At 32.3% G+C, this 20,427-nt stretch carries 19 protein-coding genes, 4 tRNA genes and 1 pseudogene; 9 read left to right on the top strand and 15 right to left on the bottom strand.

What is annotated here, in order from left to right; genetic code table 11:
- Positions 1–78 precede the first annotated feature (78 nt).
- The 6 genes from B4J88_RS03755 to dnaE all read right to left on the bottom strand — a co-directional run bounded on the left by B4J88_RS03755 (position 79) and on the right by dnaE (position 5,482).
- Positions 79–155, bottom strand: a tRNA-Asp gene (locus tag B4J88_RS03755).
- 57 nt (positions 156–212) lie between these two features.
- Positions 213–286: transfer RNA gene (locus tag B4J88_RS03750), tRNA-Asp, on the bottom strand.
- A gap of 48 nt (positions 287–334) precedes the next feature.
- Positions 335–408, bottom strand: a tRNA-Asp gene (locus B4J88_RS03745).
- A gap of 43 nt (positions 409–451) precedes the next feature.
- Positions 452–525: transfer RNA gene (locus tag B4J88_RS03740), tRNA-Asp, on the bottom strand.
- A gap of 127 nt (positions 526–652) precedes the next feature.
- The gene (gene trxA, locus B4J88_RS03735) at positions 653–970 is read right to left on the bottom strand and encodes a thioredoxin (protein WP_038331009.1); all 318 of its coding nucleotides are present in this window, start codon (positions 968–970) and stop codon (positions 653–655) included.
- A gap of 111 nt (positions 971–1,081) precedes the next feature.
- Entirely contained in the window at positions 1,082–5,482 is a 4,401-nt protein-coding gene (dnaE, locus tag B4J88_RS03730; RefSeq protein WP_291066444.1) for a DNA polymerase III subunit alpha, read from the bottom strand.
- Between the two features lie 102 nt (positions 5,483–5,584).
- On the opposite strand from dnaE, the gene B4J88_RS03725 reads away from it, so the two are divergent.
- Both B4J88_RS03725 and B4J88_RS03720 read left to right on the top strand, forming a co-directional pair.
- Entirely contained in the window at positions 5,585–6,109 is a 525-nt protein-coding gene (locus B4J88_RS03725) for an NADPH-dependent FMN reductase (RefSeq protein ID WP_115001941.1), read from the top strand.
- 270 nt (positions 6,110–6,379) lie between these two features.
- A complete protein-coding gene (locus B4J88_RS03720) occupies positions 6,380–6,883 on the top strand; it encodes a hypothetical protein (protein ID WP_291066442.1) in 504 nt (167 codons plus the stop codon).
- 15 nt (positions 6,884–6,898) lie between these two features.
- Here the strand turns inward: B4J88_RS03720 and B4J88_RS03715 are convergent, their stop codons facing one another.
- Positions 6,899–7,267: a MerR family transcriptional regulator gene (locus tag B4J88_RS03715; RefSeq protein ID WP_038331000.1), complete on the bottom strand. Its 369-nt coding sequence runs from the start codon at positions 7,265–7,267 to the stop codon at positions 6,899–6,901.
- Positions 7,268–7,276: 9 nt separating this feature from the next.
- Entirely contained in the window at positions 7,277–8,227 is a 951-nt protein-coding gene (locus B4J88_RS03710) for a M23 family metallopeptidase (RefSeq protein WP_038330999.1), read from the bottom strand.
- A gap of 99 nt (positions 8,228–8,326) precedes the next feature.
- On the opposite strand from B4J88_RS03710, the gene alaS reads away from it, so the two are divergent.
- The 3 genes and pseudogenes from alaS to B4J88_RS03695 all read left to right on the top strand — a co-directional run bounded on the left by alaS (position 8,327) and on the right by B4J88_RS03695 (position 12,425).
- The gene (alaS, locus tag B4J88_RS03705) at positions 8,327–10,936 is read left to right on the top strand and encodes an alanine--tRNA ligase (protein ID WP_291066440.1); all 2,610 of its coding nucleotides are present in this window, start codon (positions 8,327–8,329) and stop codon (positions 10,934–10,936) included.
- A 102-nt stretch (positions 10,937–11,038) separates the two neighbouring features.
- A pseudogene (locus tag B4J88_RS03700) lies at positions 11,039–11,949 on the top strand (DMT family transporter).
- Positions 11,950–12,005: 56 nt separating this feature from the next.
- On the top strand, positions 12,006–12,425 hold the full coding sequence (locus B4J88_RS03695; RefSeq protein WP_180905777.1) for a DUF805 domain-containing protein: 420 nt from the start codon (positions 12,006–12,008) through the stop codon (positions 12,423–12,425).
- A 15-nt stretch (positions 12,426–12,440) separates the two neighbouring features.
- On the opposite strand, the gene B4J88_RS03690 is transcribed toward B4J88_RS03695, so the two are convergent.
- Positions 12,441–12,968, bottom strand: coding sequence for a hypothetical protein (locus B4J88_RS03690; protein ID WP_291066438.1), 528 nt, complete (start codon positions 12,966–12,968; stop codon positions 12,441–12,443).
- 174 nt (positions 12,969–13,142) lie between these two features.
- Between B4J88_RS03690 and B4J88_RS03685 the strand changes: the two genes are divergently transcribed.
- Both B4J88_RS03685 and B4J88_RS03680 read left to right on the top strand, forming a co-directional pair.
- A complete protein-coding gene (locus tag B4J88_RS03685; protein ID WP_038330990.1) occupies positions 13,143–13,559 on the top strand; it encodes a nucleoside-diphosphate kinase in 417 nt (138 codons plus the stop codon).
- A gap of 100 nt (positions 13,560–13,659) precedes the next feature.
- Entirely contained in the window at positions 13,660–14,124 is a 465-nt protein-coding gene (locus B4J88_RS03680; RefSeq protein ID WP_171622569.1) for a copper resistance protein NlpE, read from the top strand.
- 214 nt (positions 14,125–14,338) lie between these two features.
- Here B4J88_RS03680 and B4J88_RS03675 read toward each other — a convergent pair whose 3' ends face one another.
- The 6 genes from B4J88_RS03675 to B4J88_RS03650 form a co-directional block, all read right to left on the bottom strand.
- Positions 14,339–15,079 (bottom strand): acyl-[acyl-carrier-protein] thioesterase, encoded by a 741-nt coding sequence (locus tag B4J88_RS03675; RefSeq protein ID WP_219033792.1) that lies wholly within the window; start codon positions 15,077–15,079, stop codon positions 14,339–14,341.
- Positions 15,080–15,109: 30 nt separating this feature from the next.
- Positions 15,110–15,607 carry a 6,7-dimethyl-8-ribityllumazine synthase gene (gene ribH / locus B4J88_RS03670; protein ID WP_180905773.1) on the bottom strand — a complete coding sequence of 166 codons (498 nt, stop codon included), beginning with the start codon at positions 15,605–15,607 and terminating at the stop codon, positions 15,110–15,112.
- 114 nt (positions 15,608–15,721) lie between these two features.
- Positions 15,722–16,429: a tetratricopeptide repeat protein gene (locus B4J88_RS03665; RefSeq protein WP_291066436.1), complete on the bottom strand. Its 708-nt coding sequence runs from the start codon at positions 16,427–16,429 to the stop codon at positions 15,722–15,724.
- A gap of 74 nt (positions 16,430–16,503) precedes the next feature.
- Complete coding sequence (locus B4J88_RS03660; RefSeq protein ID WP_291066434.1) at positions 16,504–17,118, bottom strand: porin family protein; 615 nt, start codon at positions 17,116–17,118, stop codon at positions 16,504–16,506.
- A 24-nt stretch (positions 17,119–17,142) separates the two neighbouring features.
- Complete coding sequence (locus B4J88_RS03655; RefSeq protein WP_114998788.1) at positions 17,143–17,910, bottom strand: ABC transporter ATP-binding protein; 768 nt, start codon at positions 17,908–17,910, stop codon at positions 17,143–17,145.
- Positions 17,910–18,656, bottom strand: coding sequence for an MlaE family ABC transporter permease (locus B4J88_RS03650; RefSeq protein WP_038330976.1), 747 nt, complete (start codon positions 18,654–18,656; stop codon positions 17,910–17,912). Before B4J88_RS03650 ends, B4J88_RS03655 begins: the two co-directional genes overlap by 1 nt.
- A gap of 53 nt (positions 18,657–18,709) precedes the next feature.
- Here B4J88_RS03650 and B4J88_RS03645 point away from each other — a divergent pair, with 53 nt between their 5' ends.
- Entirely contained in the window at positions 18,710–19,300 is a 591-nt protein-coding gene (locus B4J88_RS03645; protein WP_180905771.1) for a SprT-like domain-containing protein, read from the top strand.
- Positions 19,301–19,309: 9 nt separating this feature from the next.
- Positions 19,310–20,404: a mannose-1-phosphate guanylyltransferase gene (locus B4J88_RS03640; protein WP_291066432.1), complete on the top strand. Its 1,095-nt coding sequence runs from the start codon at positions 19,310–19,312 to the stop codon at positions 20,402–20,404.
- Positions 20,405–20,427: the final 23 nt, after the last annotated feature.

The following is a 20,427-nucleotide window of genomic DNA, read 5'->3' as shown; positions in this document are numbered from 1 at the left end:
GTTATGCGTTATGCGTTATGCAAAAATAAAAAGTTTGGAGCAAAAAAAAGCTTCACAATAAGTGAAGCTTATAAAAGTTGGCGATCCGGACGGGACTCGAACCCGCGACCACTTGCGTGACAGGCAAGTATTCTAACCAACTGAACTACCGGATCAGTCTGTTTTTTTATTTATAATTTTCGATCGCACTAAAATAGAAAAAGAAATAGATGCGATCCGGACGGGACTCGAACCCGCGACCACTTGCGTGACAGGCAAGTATTCTAACCAACTGAACTACCGGATCAGAAAATTATAAATTGATATATTTTTTATGAATTTTTATAAAAAATTGCGATCCGGACGGGACTCGAACCCGCGACCACTTGCGTGACAGGCAAGTATTCTAACCAACTGAACTACCGGATCAGAAATTATAAAAAATATATTGTGTAAAAGAACGAACTTTTTGCGATCCGGACGGGACTCGAACCCGCGACCACTTGCGTGACAGGCAAGTATTCTAACCAACTGAACTACCGGATCAAAATCTGTATCGATTTCGGATTGCAAATATAGGCGGTTTTCTGATAAAACCTAAACTTTTTTCAAAAAAAATCTCGGAAATTTTGCATCCGAGATTCTTTTATTTCAAAATCAGCGATTTAATTTATTATAAAATCGCGTTTAATTTTTCTACTAATTGCTCTTTTGGAACAACTCCAACAACTTTGTCTACTACTTCTCCGTCTTTGAAGAATAAAATTGTAGGAATGTTGCGAATTCCATATTTTGCTGCAACTTCTTGGTTTGTGTCTACATCAACTTTACCAATAACTGCTTTTCCTTGATATTCTGTAGCAAGCTCTTCCACAACTGGACCAACCATTCTACAAGGACCACACCAAACAGCCCAAAAATCAACCATTGCTGGTTTTCCTGACTCTATAATATCTGATGCAAATGATGCGTCTGTTACTTCTAATGCCATAATCTTATATTTTTTTTATCTAATCTTAAGTTTACAAATCTACATAAAATTTTATTCTTGAAAAATTTCGTTCATATTATCTATCAATTATTGAATAGATGAAACGAATAATTAATTCAGTTTGAATGTAATTTCCTGCAATTCATCTAATTCTTTCAACAAATCTCGACAAATGTTAATTTTGATTTTACTTGCTGGTAAATCTAAATTATTCAAATAATCTTTTGGATCAATTAATTGAATTTTTAATAATTTATCTCCTTGATATTTGAACATAATATCTGATAATTTGCTAAATGTTTCTTCCGAAAATTCTGGAACTTCAATCTTCACCGTCATTTTTTCGGCTTGTTTTTCAACAATTTCATTCAACAACAAAATATTTGTGATGTTTTTATACACACGACCTTGCGTTACATTTCCTTCTTTGTCTTTGAATTCTTTTTTCGAGATATTCAATTTCAAATTCAAGAACATATTTTCCTGCATAAAGTGTCTATATTTCATATAATCGCTACCAAAAACCATGATATCCATCGAATCGGTGTAATCACTAAACGTAAAAATACCAAATTCGTTTCCATTTTTGGCAATTCTATGTTGAATATTTGACATCATTCCACAAATTGAAACTTCTTTGTTGACAAAATTATCTTCATTCGCATTGATATCAGAAATACTACAATTTGAAGCCATTTTCAACTCATGTTTGAAATCATCCAAAGGATGCGAAGAAATATAAATTCCAACAACTTCTTTCTCTTTCGACAAACGTTGTAACATATTCCATTTCTCACAATCTGGCAACATCGGAACCACATCTTCTACAACAGAATCTCCTCCAAAATCACCAAATAAAGAAGTTTGAGAAGAGTTTTTTTGCTCCTGATAATTTCCTCCATATTTGATTAATTTTTCCAGATTCGTCGTTGTATTATCGATAAAAAAATAACGTCCACGATGAAATTCGAACGAATCAAAACCTCCAGCTAAAACTAAGTTTTCGATTGTTTTTTTGTTCACTGTTCGCAATTCGACACGTTTAACAAAGTCGTATATATCTTTGAACGGACCATTTGCTTCACGTTCAGAAATTATCGAGTTTACTGCGGCTTGCCCAACACCTTTTACAGCTCCCATTCCAAAACGAATTTCATAATTTTCGTTTACGTTAAACTTCGTAATCGATTCATTGATATCTGGACCAAGAACCGCCAATCCCATTCGCTTACACTCTTCCATAAAGAAGGTCACTTGCTTGATATCATTCATATTATTTGAAAGAACAGCCGCCATATATTCTGCTGGATAATGTGCTTTCAGATAAGCTGTTTGATACGCTACCCATGCATAACACGTCGAGTGCGATTTATTGAAGGCATAGGATGCAAAGGCTTCCCAGTCTGTCCAAACTTTTTCTAAAATCTTAGGATCATGCCCTTTTTCTGAAGCTTGCGCAACAAATTTTGGTTTCATTTTATCCAAGACAGCTTTTTGCTTTTTCCCCATTGCTTTACGCAAAACGTCGGCATCACCTTTCGAGAAACCTGCTAATTTTTGCGAAAGCAACATTACTTGCTCCTGATAAACCGTAATTCCGTAGGTTTCTGATAAATATTCTTCCATCGCATCCAAATCGTACTGAATTGGTTCTTCACCATTTTTACGGCGAACAAACGACGGAATATATTCGATAGGCCCAGGACGATAAAGGGCATTCATGGCAATTAAATCCGCGAAAACTGTCGGACGTAAATCCTTCATGTATTTTTGCATTCCGGGTGACTCGTATTGGAAAACCCCAACCGTTTCGCCACGCTGGAAAAGCTCATATGTTTTTTCGTCGTCAATCGGAATTTCATCCGGATTGATTTCGATTCCTGTTCTCGCTTTTACTAATTTGATGGTATCTTTAATCAAGGTTAAGGTTTTCAACCCCAAAAAGTCCATCTTCAATAATCCGGCACTTTCTGCAACCGAGTTATCAAACTGCGTTACATATAAATCTGAATCTTTAGCTGTTGTTACAGGTACGAAATTCGTAATATCATCTGGCGTAATAATTACCCCACACGCGTGAATTCCCGTGTTACGAACAGAACCTTCTAAGATTTTTGCTTGCTGAATAGTTTCCGCAGCTAAATCGTCTCCATTCGATAAACGTTTTAATTCGCTTACAGCATCAAACTCTTCTGGTTTTAAGGCTCCTTTTAATGCAGCTTCATCTAAATTGAAGATTTTAGATAACTTCATATTCGGAATCAAACCTGCAACACGGTTCGCATCAAACAATGGTAAATCCAATACACGCGCCGTATCTTTAATCGAAGATTTCGCCGCCATTGTACCATAAGTGATGATTTGCGCTACTTGATTTGCTCCATATTTATCAATCACATAATCCATTACCAACGATCGACCTTCGTCATCAAAGTCGATATCGATATCGGGCATAGATACACGATCAGGATTTAGGAATCGCTCAAAAAGTAAATCGTACTGAATTGGATCTAAATTGGTAATCCATAAACAATAAGCAACTGCTGATCCTGCCGCCGAACCACGACCTGGACCAACCGATACGCCCATTTTACGCGCCGCAGCAATAAAATCTTGTACAATCAAGAAATAACCAGGATAACCTGTTTTTTCAATTGTGGCTAATTCGAAATCCAAACGTTCTTTAATTTCGTCTGTCAATTCTGGATAACGAATTTTTGCACCTTCGTAGGTTAAATGTTTTAAATAAGCATTCTCACCTCTTTTCCCTCCATCTTCATCATCTTCTGCGTGATGAAATTCTTCGGGAATATCAAATTTTGGAAGTAATACATCTCGATAAAGCGTGTATTCTTCTATTTTATCAACAATTTCTTGAATATTAATAATTGCTTCGGGAATGTCTTGAAACAATTGTTTCATTTCTGCTTCCGACTTAAAATAATATTCTTGATTTGGCAAACCAAAACGGAATCCACGACCACGACCAATTGGCGTTGATTGTTTTTCTGCATCGCGCACACACAACAAAATATCGTGTGCATTCGAATCGTCTTGATTGATATAATACGTATTATTTGTCGCAACAACTTTTACATTGTGTTTACGCGCAAACGCAAGCAAAGTCTGATTAACACGATCTTCATCTTCTTGTCCGTGGCGCATCAATTCGATGTAAAAATCATCACCAAACTGCTCTTTCCACCAAAGTAAAGCTTCTTCGGCTTGCTTTTCACCAAGATTCAAAATTTTGTTTGGAACTTCACCTTGTAAGTTTCCAGACAAAACAATTAAATCTTCTTTATATTCTTCAATAATCGCTTTATCAATTCGAGGCACGTAGTAAAACCCATCAGTATAAGCCTTCGATGCCATTTTTGCTAAATGATGATAACCATTTTTGTTCTTTGCAAAAATTACAATTTGATAGCCATTATCCTTTTTTGTTTTGTCTAAATGATTTTCACAAACAAAGAATTCGGAACCAATAATAGGTTTTAAGATAACTTCCGTTGGTTCTGCTCCGTCAGCAATTAACTCTTCATTCTTTACTTTTGCAGCTTTATTATGATTTTGTACTTCTGCATTAAAATGAAAAGCTCCCATCATATTTCCATGATCGGTAATTGCAACTGCAGTCATTTTATTTTTTGCCGCAGCACTCACCAAATCGTTTACAGAAATAGTCGATTGAAGAATTGAAAATTGTGTGTGATTATGTAAATGTGCAAATTTTGCTTTCTCGAATTGTGCTAAAACTTCTTCCGAAATATCAATAACCTCATCTCCTCCATCTTCTTTGGCTTTAATTTTCGCAATTTCTTGTGAAGCTTTTTTAAGATTTACGTGATTTAGTCCAACTGGCTGAATATTTGTTTCATTAATTGCATTAAATCGAACAAAATATTCATCTTCAACTTCTAACTCCTTTTTTGTAAAAATACCTTTACGAATCAACTCGAAAAAACAACGCGTAGTTGCCTCCACATCGGCAGTTGCGTTATGCGCTTCGCCAAACGAAACACCAAAAAGATATTGATGCAATTCCGTTAACGTTGGTAATTTGTAACGACCTCCACGACCTCCAGGAAGTTTCAATAACTCAGCAGTCACCTCGGTACAGGTATCCAAAACAGGTTTTTCGGCTAAATTATTTTCATAATTCAGACGATAAAATTCGGCTCCCATAATGTTAATATCGAAACCTAAATTTTGTCCAACAATAAATTTAGCTTTACCTAAAGCTTCGTTGAATTTATCTAAAACTTCTTTTAATGGAACACCTTTTTCGGTTGCTAAATCAGTTGAAATTCCGTGAATACGTTCAGAATCATACGGAATATCAAAACCATCTGGACGCACCAAATAATCTTGATGTTCAATAATTTGCCCCATTTCATCGTGCAATTGCCAAGCGATTTGTATACAACGCGGCCAGTTGTCGGAGTCAGAAATCGGCGCATTCCAATCTTTCGGAAGACCAGTTGTCTCTGTATCGTATATTAAGTACATTGAGTTTTCGTTTGAATCTGTAAATTTACGAAATCTTAGCAGAAGATTTTCTTAAGATAAGTTAAGAATAATTATCTATTTTAGATGTTCAAATCAACGAAAATGAAAAATATTTTCATCATTAATGGAAGCACAAGCGAAAATTCATCTAATCAAAAAATCATAGAAAATTTTATTTCTTCTACATCTCAATATTTCAAATGTACTGTTTTTGATGAATTAAAAACTCTTCCTCATTTTGATCCAGAACGTTCTATCGAAAATACGCCGCAAGAAATACTTGGTTTTAGAACTGAAATAGAAAAAGCTGATGGAATAATTATTTGTACGCCCGAATATATTTTTAGTATTCCGAGTGGATTAAAAAATGTATTAGAATGGTGCGTTTCTACAACCATTTTTGATGGAAAACCTTTAGGAATTATCACTGCGTCTGCAAATGGAGAAAAAGGACATGAAGAATTGCAATTGATAATGAAAACGTTGATGACAAACTTCAATAATGAAACAACTTTACTCATTCAAGGTGTTAAAGGAAAAGTAAATTCGGAAGGAAAAATTATTGATAAAGTAACTTTACAACAATTGGAAGAGTTCATCGTAGCTTATAACCAACTATTAACCTAAAATATGTTTTACGTTTATACTATTGCAATACCACTTTTGATTATTTTATCTTTTTATTACGTTGAACGAAAAATATTCAAAATAAATAACCTTCTCATTTTAGTTTTTTTATTCTGGCTATATTATATCGGTTTATATTTTTTAGAATATTTTAAAATTTTAGATGACTCTTGGATTTTATATTCTATTTTTTTCTTCTTGTTTCCAATCACTATTATTGTATTAATTATAAAAACTGTAATGATTATTCTAAATAATTTAAAAAAATAAATGAGACAAAAACTAATTTATATACTTTATTGGGCTGCAATTTTTACAGTTTCAATATCAATGTTTGTGTATGGAATTGTAAAACCTACTCAATTCACAAATATGGATAACAGCATTAATAATCATCTTTCTGAAGGTCATCGATTGATGTGGAATTTTTATAGTTTTACCAAAGGGTATCCAATAATCATCGGAATTTTTGAAGTGATTGGTGCAATCACATTACTTTTTAGAAGGACAAGAATTTTTGCATGCTTGTTATTAACTACAATTTTAATCAATATTATTCTACAAGATTATTTCTATGAAATTGTTGCGCTAAATTCTTCTATTTTTTATCAAGTTTTAGTCTTTGTTATCTTAATTATTGACAAAGAAAGAGTGATTGAAATTTTTTCGAAACTATTTGAATTAAAAACTAAACTAAAACCAAACTGGATTCTAATCATTATAAGTTTTATACTTGCAATTGGCTTTAAATTTATTGAAACAAAAGTTTTATAACCAAAAAAGATGAACTTAATTCAGTTCATCTTTTTCTAAAATTTCTTCCGACTCAAAACTCATTTTAAGTTTGATGAGTTCATCTTTTATATTTTCTAATCGCTTCACAACATCTATTTCATCTGTTGTTGTCGCAATTCCTTTTTTACCAATCGCTTGTTTTGCACCTTCTAACGTATAGCCTTTTATTTTTACCAAATAATAGATATTCTTGAAACAATCAATATCATTTTTGGTAAATAATCGATTTCCTTTTTTGTTCTTTTTGGGTTGAATAATTTCAAATTCTTTCTCCCAAAATCGAATCAACGATGCATTTACATCAAAGGCTTTGGCGACTTCGCCAATCGAGTAATATAGTTTATCAGGCAGGTCTACGTTCATTATCAGCGTTTAATCCAAAGATAATGACAATTTTTTAGAGTTTTGATAAATTTTAATGAAATCGTCTGGATCTACATCATTGTAGAAATACATAATTGGATCTACAGGTTCTCCATTCTTGTGAATTTCGTAATGCAAATGCGCTCCTGTCGACAATCCAGTCGTCCCAACATAACCAATTACATCGCCTCTTTTCACTTTTTGTCCACTACGAACTTTCGCACGAGACATGTGAGCATACAAACTTTCGTAACCATTTCCGTGTTTCAAGACCACCATATTTCCGTAACCCGAATTAAATTCAGAAACTTTTACAGAACCATCTCCAGTTGCATAAATTGGTGTTCCTGTAGAAGCTGCAAAATCTAAACCTTTGTGCATTTTATTCACTTTCAAAATTGGGTGAAAACGAGATCCATAACCAGAAGCTAATCTACTTACATATTTATCTGCAACAGGTTTTAGAACTGGCATTGATGATAAATTGGCATCTTTTACACCAGCAGAACGAAATACTTCGTCCAACGATTTTGATTCAATTTCGATTTTATCAATCAATTTTTCGATATCTTCTGCTGTATAATTATCAATTTCTTTGTTTACAGAATCGATATTTTCATTGACACGCATATCATAAATTGTACGATAAATATTGCGATCTTTTTCTTCGATTTCTGTCAAAGCCTCTTCAACTTCTTTGAATTTTTTATGTAATTGCTGATTTTCATTTTCCATTCTTTCCAACTCAGCCAATAATTTGCTTTTGTCATCTTTGAATTTCCCTGCTCTCGATGCGTATTCAGAATCATTAAAATGATAACCAATCATTCCAGCAGATATTGTCGATAGACATAAAAATAGTAATACGTATAACGCTGTTTTAGGAGTTTTTTGGACTCTTTTCTTCGCCCAACTCATCAAAAATTTTACAGAATTATACTTATAGTTTTTATTTTCCATTACTTAACCAACCTTTTATTATCTTTGTAAAACGTTTGCAAAGTAACGAATATTGTACGAGTAAACTTGTTAATCAAATGATAAAAATAATTTAATTAAATGAAATCCAAAGATATAAGAAAAGAATTTCTGCATTTTTTTGAGACAAAAGGCCACTTAATAGTAGACTCTGCGCCGATTGTTTTGAAAGACGATCCGACATTAATGTTCAATAATTCGGGGATGGCACAATTCAAAGAATATTTTTTAGGAAACGGAACTCCAAAAAGTAATCGTATCGCGGATACACAAAAATGTCTTCGTGTTTCTGGTAAACATAATGATTTGGATGATGTAGGAAAAGATACTTACCACCACACGATGTTCGAAATGTTAGGAAACTGGTCTTTTGGTGATTATTTCAAAAAAGAAGCAATCGCTTGGGCGTGGGAATTACTAACAGAAAAATACGGAATCTCTAAAGATCAAATTTATGTAACCGTTTTTGAAGGTGATAAAGGTGACGGAACATCATTAGATGAAGAAGCATTAGAACTTTGGAAACAACATATTGCTGAAGATAGAATTCTTTACGGAAATAAAAAAGATAATTTCTGGGAAATGGGTGATATCGGACCATGTGGACCATGTTCTGAAATTCATGTTGATATTCGTCCAGAAGCTGATCGTTTAGCTGTTGATGGTAAAACATTGGTTAATATGGATCATCCACAAGTTATCGAAATTTGGAACTTGGTATTTATGCAATATCAACGTAAAGCGGATGGTTCTTTAGAATCTTTACCGGCTCGCCATATCGATACAGGTATGGGATTTGAGCGTTTGGCAATGGTTTTACAAGGAAAATCATCTAACTATGATACAGATGTTTTTCAACCAACAATTCAAAAATTAGAAGAAATTTCTGGTGTAAAATACGGAACAGCAGAAAAAACAGATATCGCTATTCGTGTTGTAGTTGACCATTTACGTGCAGTTTCTTTTGCAATTGCAGACGGACAATTACCATCAAACACAGGAGCAGGATATGTAATTCGTCGTATTTTACGTCGTGCAATTTCTTACGGATATCGTTTCTTAGGTCTTAAAGAACCTTTTATCTATAAATTATATCCAATCTTGAAAGCTGAAATGGGTGATTTCTTCCCAGAATTAGTGAAACAAGAAACAATTGTAACTGGCGTTATTCGCGAAGAAGAAGCATCTTTCTTACGTACAATTGAACAAGGATTAAATCGATTAAATCAAATCATTGAGCAATTAGGAGATTCTAAAGTTGTTCCTGGTGATGTGGTTTTCGAATTATATGACACATTTGGTTTCCCCGCAGATTTATCTCGTATTGTAGCAGAAGATCACGGTTTCACAATTGACGAAGCTGGTTTTGAAGCTGAAATGGCGAAACAAAAAGAACGTTCGAAAAAAGCAACTGCTTTAGTAACGGATGACTGGGTTATTTTAGATGATAAAGGAAAGGAAACCTCTATCGCTTATGATAACACAGAAGCTGAAGTAAAAATTACACGTTACAGAAAAGTAAAAAATAAAAAAGGAGAATTTTTCCAATTGGTATTCAACCAAACGCCATTCTATGCAGAATCTGGAGGACAAATTGGTGATACAGGATCTATTTCTACTTTGAATGAAACAATAGAAGTTGTTGACACGAAAAAAGAAAATAACTTAGTAATTCATTTCGTTGAAACTTTACCAGAAAATGTAAACGCTACATTCAATGCGAAAGTTGACACAGAAAAACGTAATGAGACAACGAAAAATCACTCTGCAACACACTTAATGCACGAAGCTTTACGCGAAGTTTTAGGAACGCACGTAGAACAAAAAGGTTCGTATGTTGGAGACGATTATTTACGTTTTGACTTTTCTCATTTCTCTAAAATGACAGATGAAGAATTGGCTATTGTTGAGCAAAAAGTAAACGATAAAATTGCAGAAGCTTTACCATTAATCGAAAAAAGAGATTGTGATATCAACGAAGCTATCACTGAAGGTGCAATGGCTTTATTTGGTGAAAAATATGGTGATAAAGTTCGTGTCATTCGTTTCGGATCTTCAATCGAATTATGTGGAGGTACGCACGTAAAAAATACAGCGGATATTCGTTTGTTCAGAATTTTATCTGAATCATCAACGGCTGCTGGTATTCGTCGTATCGAAGCAATTACATCAAACAAAGCAATCGAAGCATACAAAGATGCTGAGAAAAATTACAATGATGTTTTAGCTGCACTTAAAACGAAAAATGATGCGGTAAAAGCTGTTCAACATTTATTAGATGAAAATGCAGAATTGAAAAAACAATTAGAATCTTTTGTTGCGCAACAAGCTGCTGCTGAAAAAGCAACTTGGAAAGCTGCAATTAAAGAGATTAATGGTGTTAATTTCTTAGCGGTTAAAACAAATTTAGATACAAATGCTGCAAAACAAAATGCAATTGATTTGACAAAAGAAATCGAAAATGCATTTATCGTAGTAGGTACTAATGATGCTGTAAAACCATCTATCACAATTTCTATTACAAAAAATCTTGTGGAAGAAAAAGGTTATAACGCAGGACAAATTGTAAAAGAAATTGCAAAACACATCAACGGTGGCGGAGGTGGACAACCTTTCTTAGCTACAGCAGGTGGTAAAGAGGTTTCTGGATTAGATGCTGCACTAAAACAAGCAGAAGATTTTGTTAAATAACAAATCTCTATTATAATACTCTAAAAGCGACTTGGTTTATCAAGTCGCTTTTTTTATTTTTATAATTCTATTTTAGAATTAACACTTTTAACTTTTTTAATCTTGAAAGACATCAAATTATTGATTGCCGTAAGCATAGTTGCAATTGTTTGGGGAACAACTTTTCTCGGAATTCGTGTAGCCGTAGAAACCATTCCAGGTTGGTTTGTAGCTGGAATTCGTCAATTTTTGGCAGGACTAATTATGCTAATTATTTTACTATCTAAAAAGGAATTAAAATAGATTGTCTGGAAAAACCTTTCTTATCAACTTATCTCGCTTCATTAATGCTGATAATGGCAAATGGATTAACTACTGCTGCAGAAGAAAACTTATCGAGTATTTTAGCTGCATTAATTAGTGCAACCTCACCTATTCTCGTTTTTTTAGGAAGTATTTTTATTGGCTTACAAAAATTCAGTTAGCGTGGATTATTAGGTGTTTTACTTTATTTTGGGGGTGGAATATTTATTTTTTGGTAGGGAAATCAAGAATTAGCAAATCTAGCATATAGAACTGGAATTATTTTACTTTTTTGTGCAATTACAGGTTGGGCAACAGGAACTATTTTCATTAAAAAAATGAATATTCAATCCAAAAATATTTCTCTCAATCTTTTTTACCAATTTATATTTGCTGGAATTGTTTAAATTATTTTTGCTTTCGCTTTTACAAAAAATTATAATTTCGAAAATTGGAGTACAAAAAGTATTTCTGCCATGCTTTATTTAGCTGTTTTTGGTTCTGTGATTACGTTTTTTTCATTTCATTATGCGTTGACCAAAATTTCTCCAATACAAGTTTCTATTCTTTCTTATTTCAATACGATTATTGCAATAATTTTGGGTTGGTTAATATTAGACGAACAAATTTCATCAAAGTTTATCGTCGCTACTATTCTAATTATTCTTGGTGTTTTTATTATTAATTATAAGCCAGAAATGTTCAAAACTAAACGTTTAAAAGCAGATTAAGAGTTACGTAATAAAATTTATTTTAATATTTTTAACATAATTTAACAACTTAATCTATGATTGAAATATACAAACGAGTAATGTTTGACAATTACGCCAATTTCTCGGGAAGAGCCCGCAGAAGCGAATTTTGGTATACAACTTTAATTAATACTATATTTTTTATAATATCTTTCATTTGTTTATTTAAATTTATAAATATATCAGACATAGTTTCATATACTATTGGAGGAATAATAGTTTTATTTTTTTTTATAACTCTTATACCAAGATTAGCTTTAATAAGTAGAAGATTGCATGACACAGGAAAAAGTGGATGGTTCTATTTATTAACTTTTATACCTGGAGGAAATCTTATTTTATTAATATTTTTTATTATGGATAGTCAACCAGGTTCTAATCAATGGGGACCAAACCCAAAAGAAACTGATGATTCTATCAACGAAATAGGAAACGATTTAATCGAAAGATATTAAAATTAAAAAGCGAGATTAATTCTCGCTTTTTAATTGGATCAATTTTATCCATTGTTTTAGATTATATCGTCTAAAAATTCCGAAATAACGTTGATTAAAAGAGTTCACCCAAATCGAATTGTCTTCACAATAAATCACAACTGTTTCGATATAATCTCTTCTTCGGTAATTGTATTTATAAAAAATATTTCGTTCCGAATATTCAAAAAGAAACAAACCTTCTTCGTCCAATGATTGCGTAAAATTATGTTGACGCTGCGCTAATTTTTTGATTAAATTAATATTCTCACTCAACGATTTTGATGTTTTAATTTCTACAAAAAATCTGTCTTTAATTGTCGTTATTATTCGAATTCCAAAAATTACAATCATTGAAATAAAAATAATATTGATTTCACTTGATGCATAAATAAAGAATAAAACAAGTGCAAACATCAGCCCAAAATCTAAATAATTCCAAATTTCGAAAGGTAGAAAATATTTATCATCAACCTTTTTGAGTTTTGTTTTATGATGAAATGTGGAAAGATTATTTGTATTCATAAGTTTTAGATTTCTCTTAAAAATAAGAAATATTATCGAATTGAAACAATCTTAAATGAATAATAATTAACTCTTTTTATTAAAACAAGAAATTTTAATTATAAAACAAAAACATTCGAATCATTTTTGTAATTTTGCACCTCAAAAAATAAGTAATAAATACAATTCAATAAAATGGCAAACATTACATTTACAATGATTAAGCCTGATGCAGTTGCAAAAGGACACATCGGAGATATTTTAAAAGACATTACTGACGCTGGTTTCAAAATTAAAGCGGCTAAAATGACTCAATTAGCAAAACAAGACGCTGAAGCATTTTACGCTATCCACGCAGAGCGTCCTTTCTTCAAGGATTTAGTAGAATTCATGACTTCTGGACCAATCGTTGCTGCAGTTTTAGAAAAAGATAACGCAGTTGCTGATTTCCGTACTTTAATCGGTGCTACTAACCCAGCTGAGGCTGCAGAAGGTACAATCCGTGCTAAATACGCTGAATCTATCGATGCTAACGCTGTTCACGGTTCTGATTCTGACGAAAATGCTGCTATTGAAGCTGCTTTCCACTTTGCTGCGAAAGAAATTTTCTAATCGAATAAGATTACAAAACATTATACAAATCCTTCTGAAAATATTCGGAAGGATTTTTTTTGGCTCAAAATTTACTTACCTTTAAATCAAATTCTAAAAAATGAAAAAAATAATTTTAGCCACATTTACAATCGCAGCTTTTGTTGTGTCAAGTTGTAAAACTAAAGTAGAAAAAGTAAAAGACGAAGAAAATTCTAAAGAATATAAAGTTGAAATTGAAATCGGAAATGTTTCAGCAGAAAATTCTATTCAATTTGAAGGAACATACAAAGGAATTTTGCCTTGTTACGAGAAAGATTGCAAAGAGATTGAAATGGAAATAAAATTATTACCAAACAAAGGATATGTCTATTCTACAAAACGTTTGGGGTTAGATAAAATGGCTATTATGACAACTGGAACTTTTCAGTTTAAAGAAGATGGAAATACAATTGTTTTTCCTGAAATTGCCAATGTTCCGAATGCTTTTTTGGTTGAAGAGGGAAAAATTACTCAGTTAAATAAAAATCAGAAGAAAATAGAATCGGCCGATTCTGCTAAATTTGTTTTGACAAAAGAAAAATAGATAAAAAAAGGTTTCGATATGAAACCTTTTTTTATTGTAATAATTTTAGATTCTTTGATAAACTCAGAATAATTGTTTTCAAAACTCTGATAAAGTAAATGTCATTCCGACGAAAGGAGGAATCTGAGATTCTTCATTCCACTTACGTTGCATTCTGACTTATTATCCATAAGTCATGTTGAACTCATTTCTACATCGCATTATACAAAGTATTTTACCTCAACTCCAATCGACAAACGAAGTTTACTTTTTCTTGATTAACAACTTTAAACTGAATTAAATTCTTAGTTTCTAATTTCTGAATTTCTATTTTGTCATGTAAACTTAATTCTTTCAAGAAATTCATATCAATCGCTTTGATACGATGTTTGAATATTATTTCAGGATCAATAGTATTCAAACACCAATCCAAATATTTGGTATTATTTGCGTGTTTTACGATATCTAAATCAGAAAACTGAACTTTATATTGAATAACTTCTGTTGGTTCAAAATCGATGTTTAAAATCGAATTCTCGACTTCCGTTGGTTTCAGATCAGGAAAACGTTCAATGTGAGATGAATCAATTTGAAGAATATCAGGACGACGTTTTTCTGTATTGAAAACCGCCCACAAACTTGAAGCTCCAATTAATTTTTTTCCATTTTTCTCGATTGTAAAATCACGAATAGATTTTGCACCTTTCAATACTTCAATCCAAGTTTTTACATCAACAAAATCTGTCCAAGAAGGTAATTCATCAATCTCAATTCGAAGTCGATTCATTACCCAAGATTGATTAAATTCTTGTAAATCAAAGAAACCTAAACCTCCTTTTATCGCGTGTTCTGAAGCAGTTAATTGAAAAAGATTTGCCATTTCAGACAATTTCATCTTACCTGTCGGATCACATTGAGAAAAATAAATCTCCCAATTTTTCGTATAAATTGATTTAAAATCTTCTGCTATTGGCATCGATAAAGTTTTGAATCTATCATTCTAAAATTATTTACCTAATTTCTTTTTCATATCCGCCATCATAACCGCAGCTACACCAGCTTCAACTCCTTTATTTCCATGTTTTCCGCCAGAACGATCAATTGATTGCTGTTCATTTTCGTCTGTTAAAACACAAAAAATAATTGGCATATTGTGTTTGATATTCAAATCTTTGATTCCTTGTGTCACACCTTGACAAACATAATCAAAATGCGCTGTTGCTCCACGAATCACACATCCAACAACGATAATTCCGTCCAAATCTGGATGAACTTGCGCGACTTTATCAGCTCCATAAATCAACTCAAAACTACCAGGAACTTCATATAATGTAACATCATCAGGATTTGCGCCCAAATCAATCAATGTATCTTTTGCTCCATCTCGTAAATTAAATGTGATATGATTATTCCATTCAGATGTAATGATTGCAAACTTAGAGCCCGCTACATTTGGTAATTCTGCTTTATTATATTGAGATAAATTTTTATTTTCTGTTGCCATTTTGTTTAAAATTTGAATGGTAAAATTACAAAAATGATTTAGGATAAACTTTGATTTGAATCAATAAAAAAAGCCGAACAATTTGTTCGGCTTGTAATTATCTTTTGAAGTGAATTATTTCGCAGTTTCAGAAGCGTATTTTAAACGCTCAATAAACTTCGCAGTTTCACCATTATTTGCATTTGGATATTTATCCTCTAAAGCTTGAAAATATTTTAAAGCATCAGCATTTTTACCTAATTCCATCGCAATTTCACCCGCTTTTGTATAGTAAGTCGATTGTAATGTTTCAACTTCTGTCGCTTCAGCAGCTTTTACATAGTAAGGTAAACCTTCTTCTAATTTGTTAGAAGCAACTAAAGCATTTCCTAACATCCCGTATTTTTGAGCAAGCATTACCTTATCATCTGTATCAAAATCTTCTAATAATTTTACCGCAGATGCATAGTCCCCTAATTTATAGTATGAACTAGCCGCTTTGAAACGCGCTAAATTACCCGCATCAGTATTTCCATATTCATCTACAATTTGTTGTAAACCCTGAAAACTTCCTGCACTTCCATTAAGCGCTACATTGATAGAATCTTGATCGAAAAGACGTTCTGCTTGAACCATTTCTTTGAAAGCGTCTTCTGACTTAGGTTCAACGACTAATTTTAAGTAAGCAAAATAACCTAAAACAGCTACAATAATTACGCCTAAACCAATACCAATTGCTTTAGCATATTTTTCAACAAAATATTCGACGTTGAAAGCTGTTCTATCTAATTTTTCTACGAATTGCTCTGTAGCAAATTCTTCTTTTTTATTATTTTTTGCCATTTTAATAATTTACGAGGTTGCAAAAATACAATTTGGAACAAATATATCCAATAAATTTATTTACAAACAACCTTTTAGAATAAATATGCTACTGATAAGTTTAACATTTGCGGACGATTTTCTGTTTGAAATTGTCTGCCATCAGAGTTTACAATTTCAGAACCGATTTTTCCTAGACCAAATTCGTAACGTAAATCGAACAATAATTTAGAAACTTCTACACCTGCACCAATTTGCATTCCGACATTAAATTCGTCTTGTTTTGCAGTTGTAAAATCTTTTACAGATAATTTATCATCAAAATAGTAAGAGAAAACTGGACCAGCTTGAATATGTCCGATTCCTAAAAATCTTTTTCCAACATTTACAGGAATATCTAAACGTTTCTTTGTAATACCAATATCTTGAGGTTTATCATTTTTATCTAATACATTATATTCATTTTTGAATTGCGTATACAATAACTCTGGCTGAATATAAATTCCTGCTAAAGAGACACGCGCTAAAGCACCCGCTTGAAATCCAGCAGAAGCTTTTCCATCTCTCTTGAAAATATTTCCAGCATCTTGCCAAACTTTTCCTTTATCTGTATTGAAAACAGCTCCACCTTTGATACCAAAATCGATATTTTGTGCTGTTGCAAAATTTGCAGCTAAACCTACAATTGCAGTTAAAATTAACTTTTTCATAGAATTTTTATTTTTATTGATTTATTATTGTTCTTTTAATAAGGCTTCTCTTAGTTTCTTGAAAAGATTCGACGAATATACAAAATCAATTACATTTGGATTATCAGCCACCAAAATCTCCTCTTTTGTACCTTCCCATTCCAAGAAACCATTTTTTAGGAAAACAATATGATCTCCAATTTCCATTACCGAGTTCATATCGTGTGTATTTACAACGGTTGTTGTGTTGTATTCTTTTGTGATATCATAAATTAATTGGTCAATAACTAACGCCGTTTTCGGGTCAAGACCAGAGTTTGGTTCATCAGCAAATAAATATTTTGGATTATTTACAATCGCGCGCGCAATCGCCACACGTTTTTGCATTCCTCCAGATATTTCTGACGGATATTTTTTAAGCGCTGTACGAGCTATTTCTACACGATCTAACACTTCACGCGCACGTTTTTCGGCATCAGCATTTGACATATCCGAAAACATTTGCAATGGAAATTTTACATTTTCTACAATATTCATCGTATCATACAAAGCCGAACCTTGGAAAACTACTCCAATTTCTGAACGTAAACGTTGTTTTTCTTTGTAATCAAACTCGATCATATTATCTCCTTCGTACAAAATTTGACCTGAAGTTGGTGTTAATAATCCAATCAAATTTTTCAAAAAAACAGTTTTTCCAGAACCACTTTGACCAATAATCAAACTAACTTTTCCTTTCTCGAAAGTGACAGAAAAACCTTTCAGTACTTCTACTGCATCAAATGATTTTCTGATATCTTTTACCTCAATCATTAGCTCAAAATTGTTTGTGTTAATATTAAATTGATCACAATAATTGCTACTGATGTCCATACAACAGCTGTTGTTGCAGAACGACCAACTTCTAACGAACCTCCTTTTACTTTATAACCATAATATGCCGGAATTGTTGCGATAACAAACGCGAATACCATTGTTTTAAGGAATGTATAGACAAACAATTTTGTTGCCATATTCATTTGTAAACCTGTAATAAAATCGGCTGCAGACCATAGTTTTGTAAAAACACCAATGTAGTAACCTCCTAATAATCCAAATCCGATAGAAATCATAACCAATAAAGGATTGAAAAATACACAGGCGATAATTTTTGGTAAAATCAAGAAGTTTGCAGAATTGATCCCCATTACATCTAACGCGTCAATTTGTTCTGTAACACGCATAGTTCCGATACTCGATGCGATGTACGAACCTACTTTACCAACTAAAATTAGCGACATAATGGTTGGGGCAAACTCTAACACCAAAACCACTTTGGTCGCATAACCAATGTAAGCATCTGGAACAGGAATAGACGCTCCCTGAAAGTTTTTCGCCATTTGTATTGCTACAACTGCACCCATAAATGTTGAGATAAAGGTTACAATTCCCAAAGAGTTGACACCTAAATCATATATTTCTCTAACGGTCAATTTCCAGAAAACGCTCAATTTTTGAGGTTTGCTAAATACTTTACCCATAAGCATAAAGTATGACCCTAAATTTTCGATTAGTTTCATTACGACAAAATTAATATTTTTATTGGAAAGGCTTTTTATTTATCTTGCACAATGTGAATTTAGAACATTTAACTTCTTATCTCCCTCATAATGCAGACTTGTATGTAAAAAAGTGGTTAGAAAATCATTTTATAACGTTAAAAATTACAAGAAGACGTGAAACTAAGTTGGGAGATTATCGCAAATTGGTCGAAAATAATCGTCATCAAATTACAGTGAATGGCGACTTAAATCAGTATGCTTTCTTTTTTGTTTTTACACATGAAGTGGCGCATCTCAAAACTTTTGTTCAGTTTGATTCGCGTAAAATAAATCCGCATGGAAAAGAATGGAAAACCATTTTTGGGCATTTATTATTAGAATCTCTTCACATTTATCCCGAAGAATTGCAACCGTATATTCTTCATCATGCCAAACATCCGAAAGCGAGTTTAGGAGCAGATATTAATATCTCAAAATATATTATAGATGATAAAAATCCTGCTCAAATTTATCTTGAAGATTTGGAGGATGGTACAATATTTTCGATAGGAAAAAGAATCTTTAAAAAAGAATCTAAAAGAAAATTAAGGTATCTTTGTTTAGAGTTGAAAACCAAGAAAAAATATTTGATAAACGCAACTGCAACTGTAAATAAACTTTAAAAGACAATCATGAATAATAAAGATAACTACGCTGTTATCCTTGCCAGTGGTACAGGAGTGAGATTATGGCCTTTGAGTACAATTAAAAAACCAAAACAATTTCATGATTTATTAGGAATAGGAAAAACTTTTATTCAATTAACGTATAATCGCCTTAAAAAAGTCGTTCCGCAAGAAAATATTTTCATTGTAACTATTCAAGATTATAAAGAGATTGTAAAAGAACAATTACCAGATTTTGAGGATAAAAATTTTATCATCGAACCAAGAGTCATGAATACCGCAGCTTGTAATTTATTGGCCGCAATGACAATCCAACAATTTAATCCAAATGCAAAATTGATTATTTCTCCTTCAGATCATTTTATTTTTGATGAAGATGAATTTGTAGAAAAAGTAAATCTTGCTTTCGAGGATGCTGACAACGATCGATTGATTACTTTGGGAGTAGCTCCAACACGACCAGATATTAATTACAGTTATATTCAGTTCATCGAAAATACAACACCTATAAAAAAAGTAAAATCTTATATCGATAAACCTGATTTAGAATTTGCTGAATCTTTTATAACGAGCGGCGAATTTATTTGGAATACAGGAATCCTTATTTGGTCTGTAGATAGTATTGTAAAAGCTTTTCAACAACATTTACCTTCGATGAAAGAAACTTTGAAAAAGTATTTTGATCTTGATCGTTCTTTACAGAATACAGAAACTTTAAAACCTATTTACACAACGTTAGATGTAACTTCTATTAACAAAGGAATTTTAGAGCAAGCAGATAATGTTTATGTTATTCCGACAACTTTTGGCTGGAGTGATATTGGAACTTGGTCGGCAATCAACGAAAAGTATAAATATACAGGTGAAGATCAGGATGAAAATCACAATACGTTATTGTGTAAACATTTTTCTGGATACAACGCTAAAAACAATTTCATTTATTCTACACAAGATAAAGCTATTATTATTGATGGATTAGATAGTTATGTGGTTATTAATTCGGAGAAAGGATTACTCATTTGTCCTCGAAGCAATGTACAGTTTATAAAAACTTATGTGAGCGATTTGAAATTACAGAAAAACGGAGAAAAATATTGTTAATAAAGACACTATCCCACGAAGTG

The sequence above is a fragment of the Empedobacter sp. UBA5036 genome, from assembly GCF_002415215.1.
GTDB lineage: Bacteria > Bacteroidota > Bacteroidia > Flavobacteriales > Weeksellaceae > Empedobacter > Empedobacter falsenii_B.
This window is presented reverse-complemented; position numbering and strand designations above follow the sequence as displayed.

What these genes read in the sequence shown, in the direction of transcription:
- trxA (WP_038331009.1), bottom strand. Translation starts at nt 970, where the DNA reads ATGGCATTAGAAGTAACAGACGCATCATTTGCATCAGATATTATAGAG.
- dnaE (WP_291066444.1), bottom strand. Translation starts at nt 5,482, where the DNA reads ATGTACTTAATATACGATACAGAGACAACTGGTCTTCCGAAAGATTGG.
- B4J88_RS03725 (WP_115001941.1), top strand. Translation starts at nt 5,585, where the DNA reads ATGAAAAATATTTTCATCATTAATGGAAGCACAAGCGAAAATTCATCT.
- B4J88_RS03720 (WP_291066442.1), top strand. Translation starts at nt 6,380, where the DNA reads ATGAGACAAAAACTAATTTATATACTTTATTGGGCTGCAATTTTTACA.
- B4J88_RS03715 (WP_038331000.1), bottom strand. Translation starts at nt 7,267, where the DNA reads ATGAACGTAGACCTGCCTGATAAACTATATTACTCGATTGGCGAAGTC.
- B4J88_RS03710 (WP_038330999.1), bottom strand. Translation starts at nt 8,227, where the DNA reads ATGGAAAATAAAAACTATAAGTATAATTCTGTAAAATTTTTGATGAGT.
- alaS (WP_291066440.1), top strand. Translation starts at nt 8,327, where the DNA reads ATGAAATCCAAAGATATAAGAAAAGAATTTCTGCATTTTTTTGAGACA.
- B4J88_RS03695 (WP_180905777.1), top strand. Translation starts at nt 12,006, where the DNA reads ATGATTGAAATATACAAACGAGTAATGTTTGACAATTACGCCAATTTC.
- B4J88_RS03690 (WP_291066438.1), bottom strand. Translation starts at nt 12,968, where the DNA reads ATGAATACAAATAATCTTTCCACATTTCATCATAAAACAAAACTCAAA.
- B4J88_RS03685 (WP_038330990.1), top strand. Translation starts at nt 13,143, where the DNA reads ATGGCAAACATTACATTTACAATGATTAAGCCTGATGCAGTTGCAAAA.
- B4J88_RS03680 (WP_171622569.1), top strand. Translation starts at nt 13,660, where the DNA reads ATGAAAAAAATAATTTTAGCCACATTTACAATCGCAGCTTTTGTTGTG.
- B4J88_RS03675 (WP_219033792.1), bottom strand. Translation starts at nt 15,079, where the DNA reads ATGCCAATAGCAGAAGATTTTAAATCAATTTATACGAAAAATTGGGAG.
- ribH (WP_180905773.1), bottom strand. Translation starts at nt 15,607, where the DNA reads ATGGCAACAGAAAATAAAAATTTATCTCAATATAATAAAGCAGAATTA.
- B4J88_RS03665 (WP_291066436.1), bottom strand. Translation starts at nt 16,429, where the DNA reads ATGGCAAAAAATAATAAAAAAGAAGAATTTGCTACAGAGCAATTCGTA.
- B4J88_RS03660 (WP_291066434.1), bottom strand. Translation starts at nt 17,118, where the DNA reads ATGAAAAAGTTAATTTTAACTGCAATTGTAGGTTTAGCTGCAAATTTT.
- B4J88_RS03655 (WP_114998788.1), bottom strand. Translation starts at nt 17,910, where the DNA reads ATGATTGAGGTAAAAGATATCAGAAAATCATTTGATGCAGTAGAAGTA.
- B4J88_RS03650 (WP_038330976.1), bottom strand. Translation starts at nt 18,656, where the DNA reads ATGAAACTAATCGAAAATTTAGGGTCATACTTTATGCTTATGGGTAAA.
- B4J88_RS03640 (WP_291066432.1), top strand. Translation starts at nt 19,310, where the DNA reads ATGAATAATAAAGATAACTACGCTGTTATCCTTGCCAGTGGTACAGGA.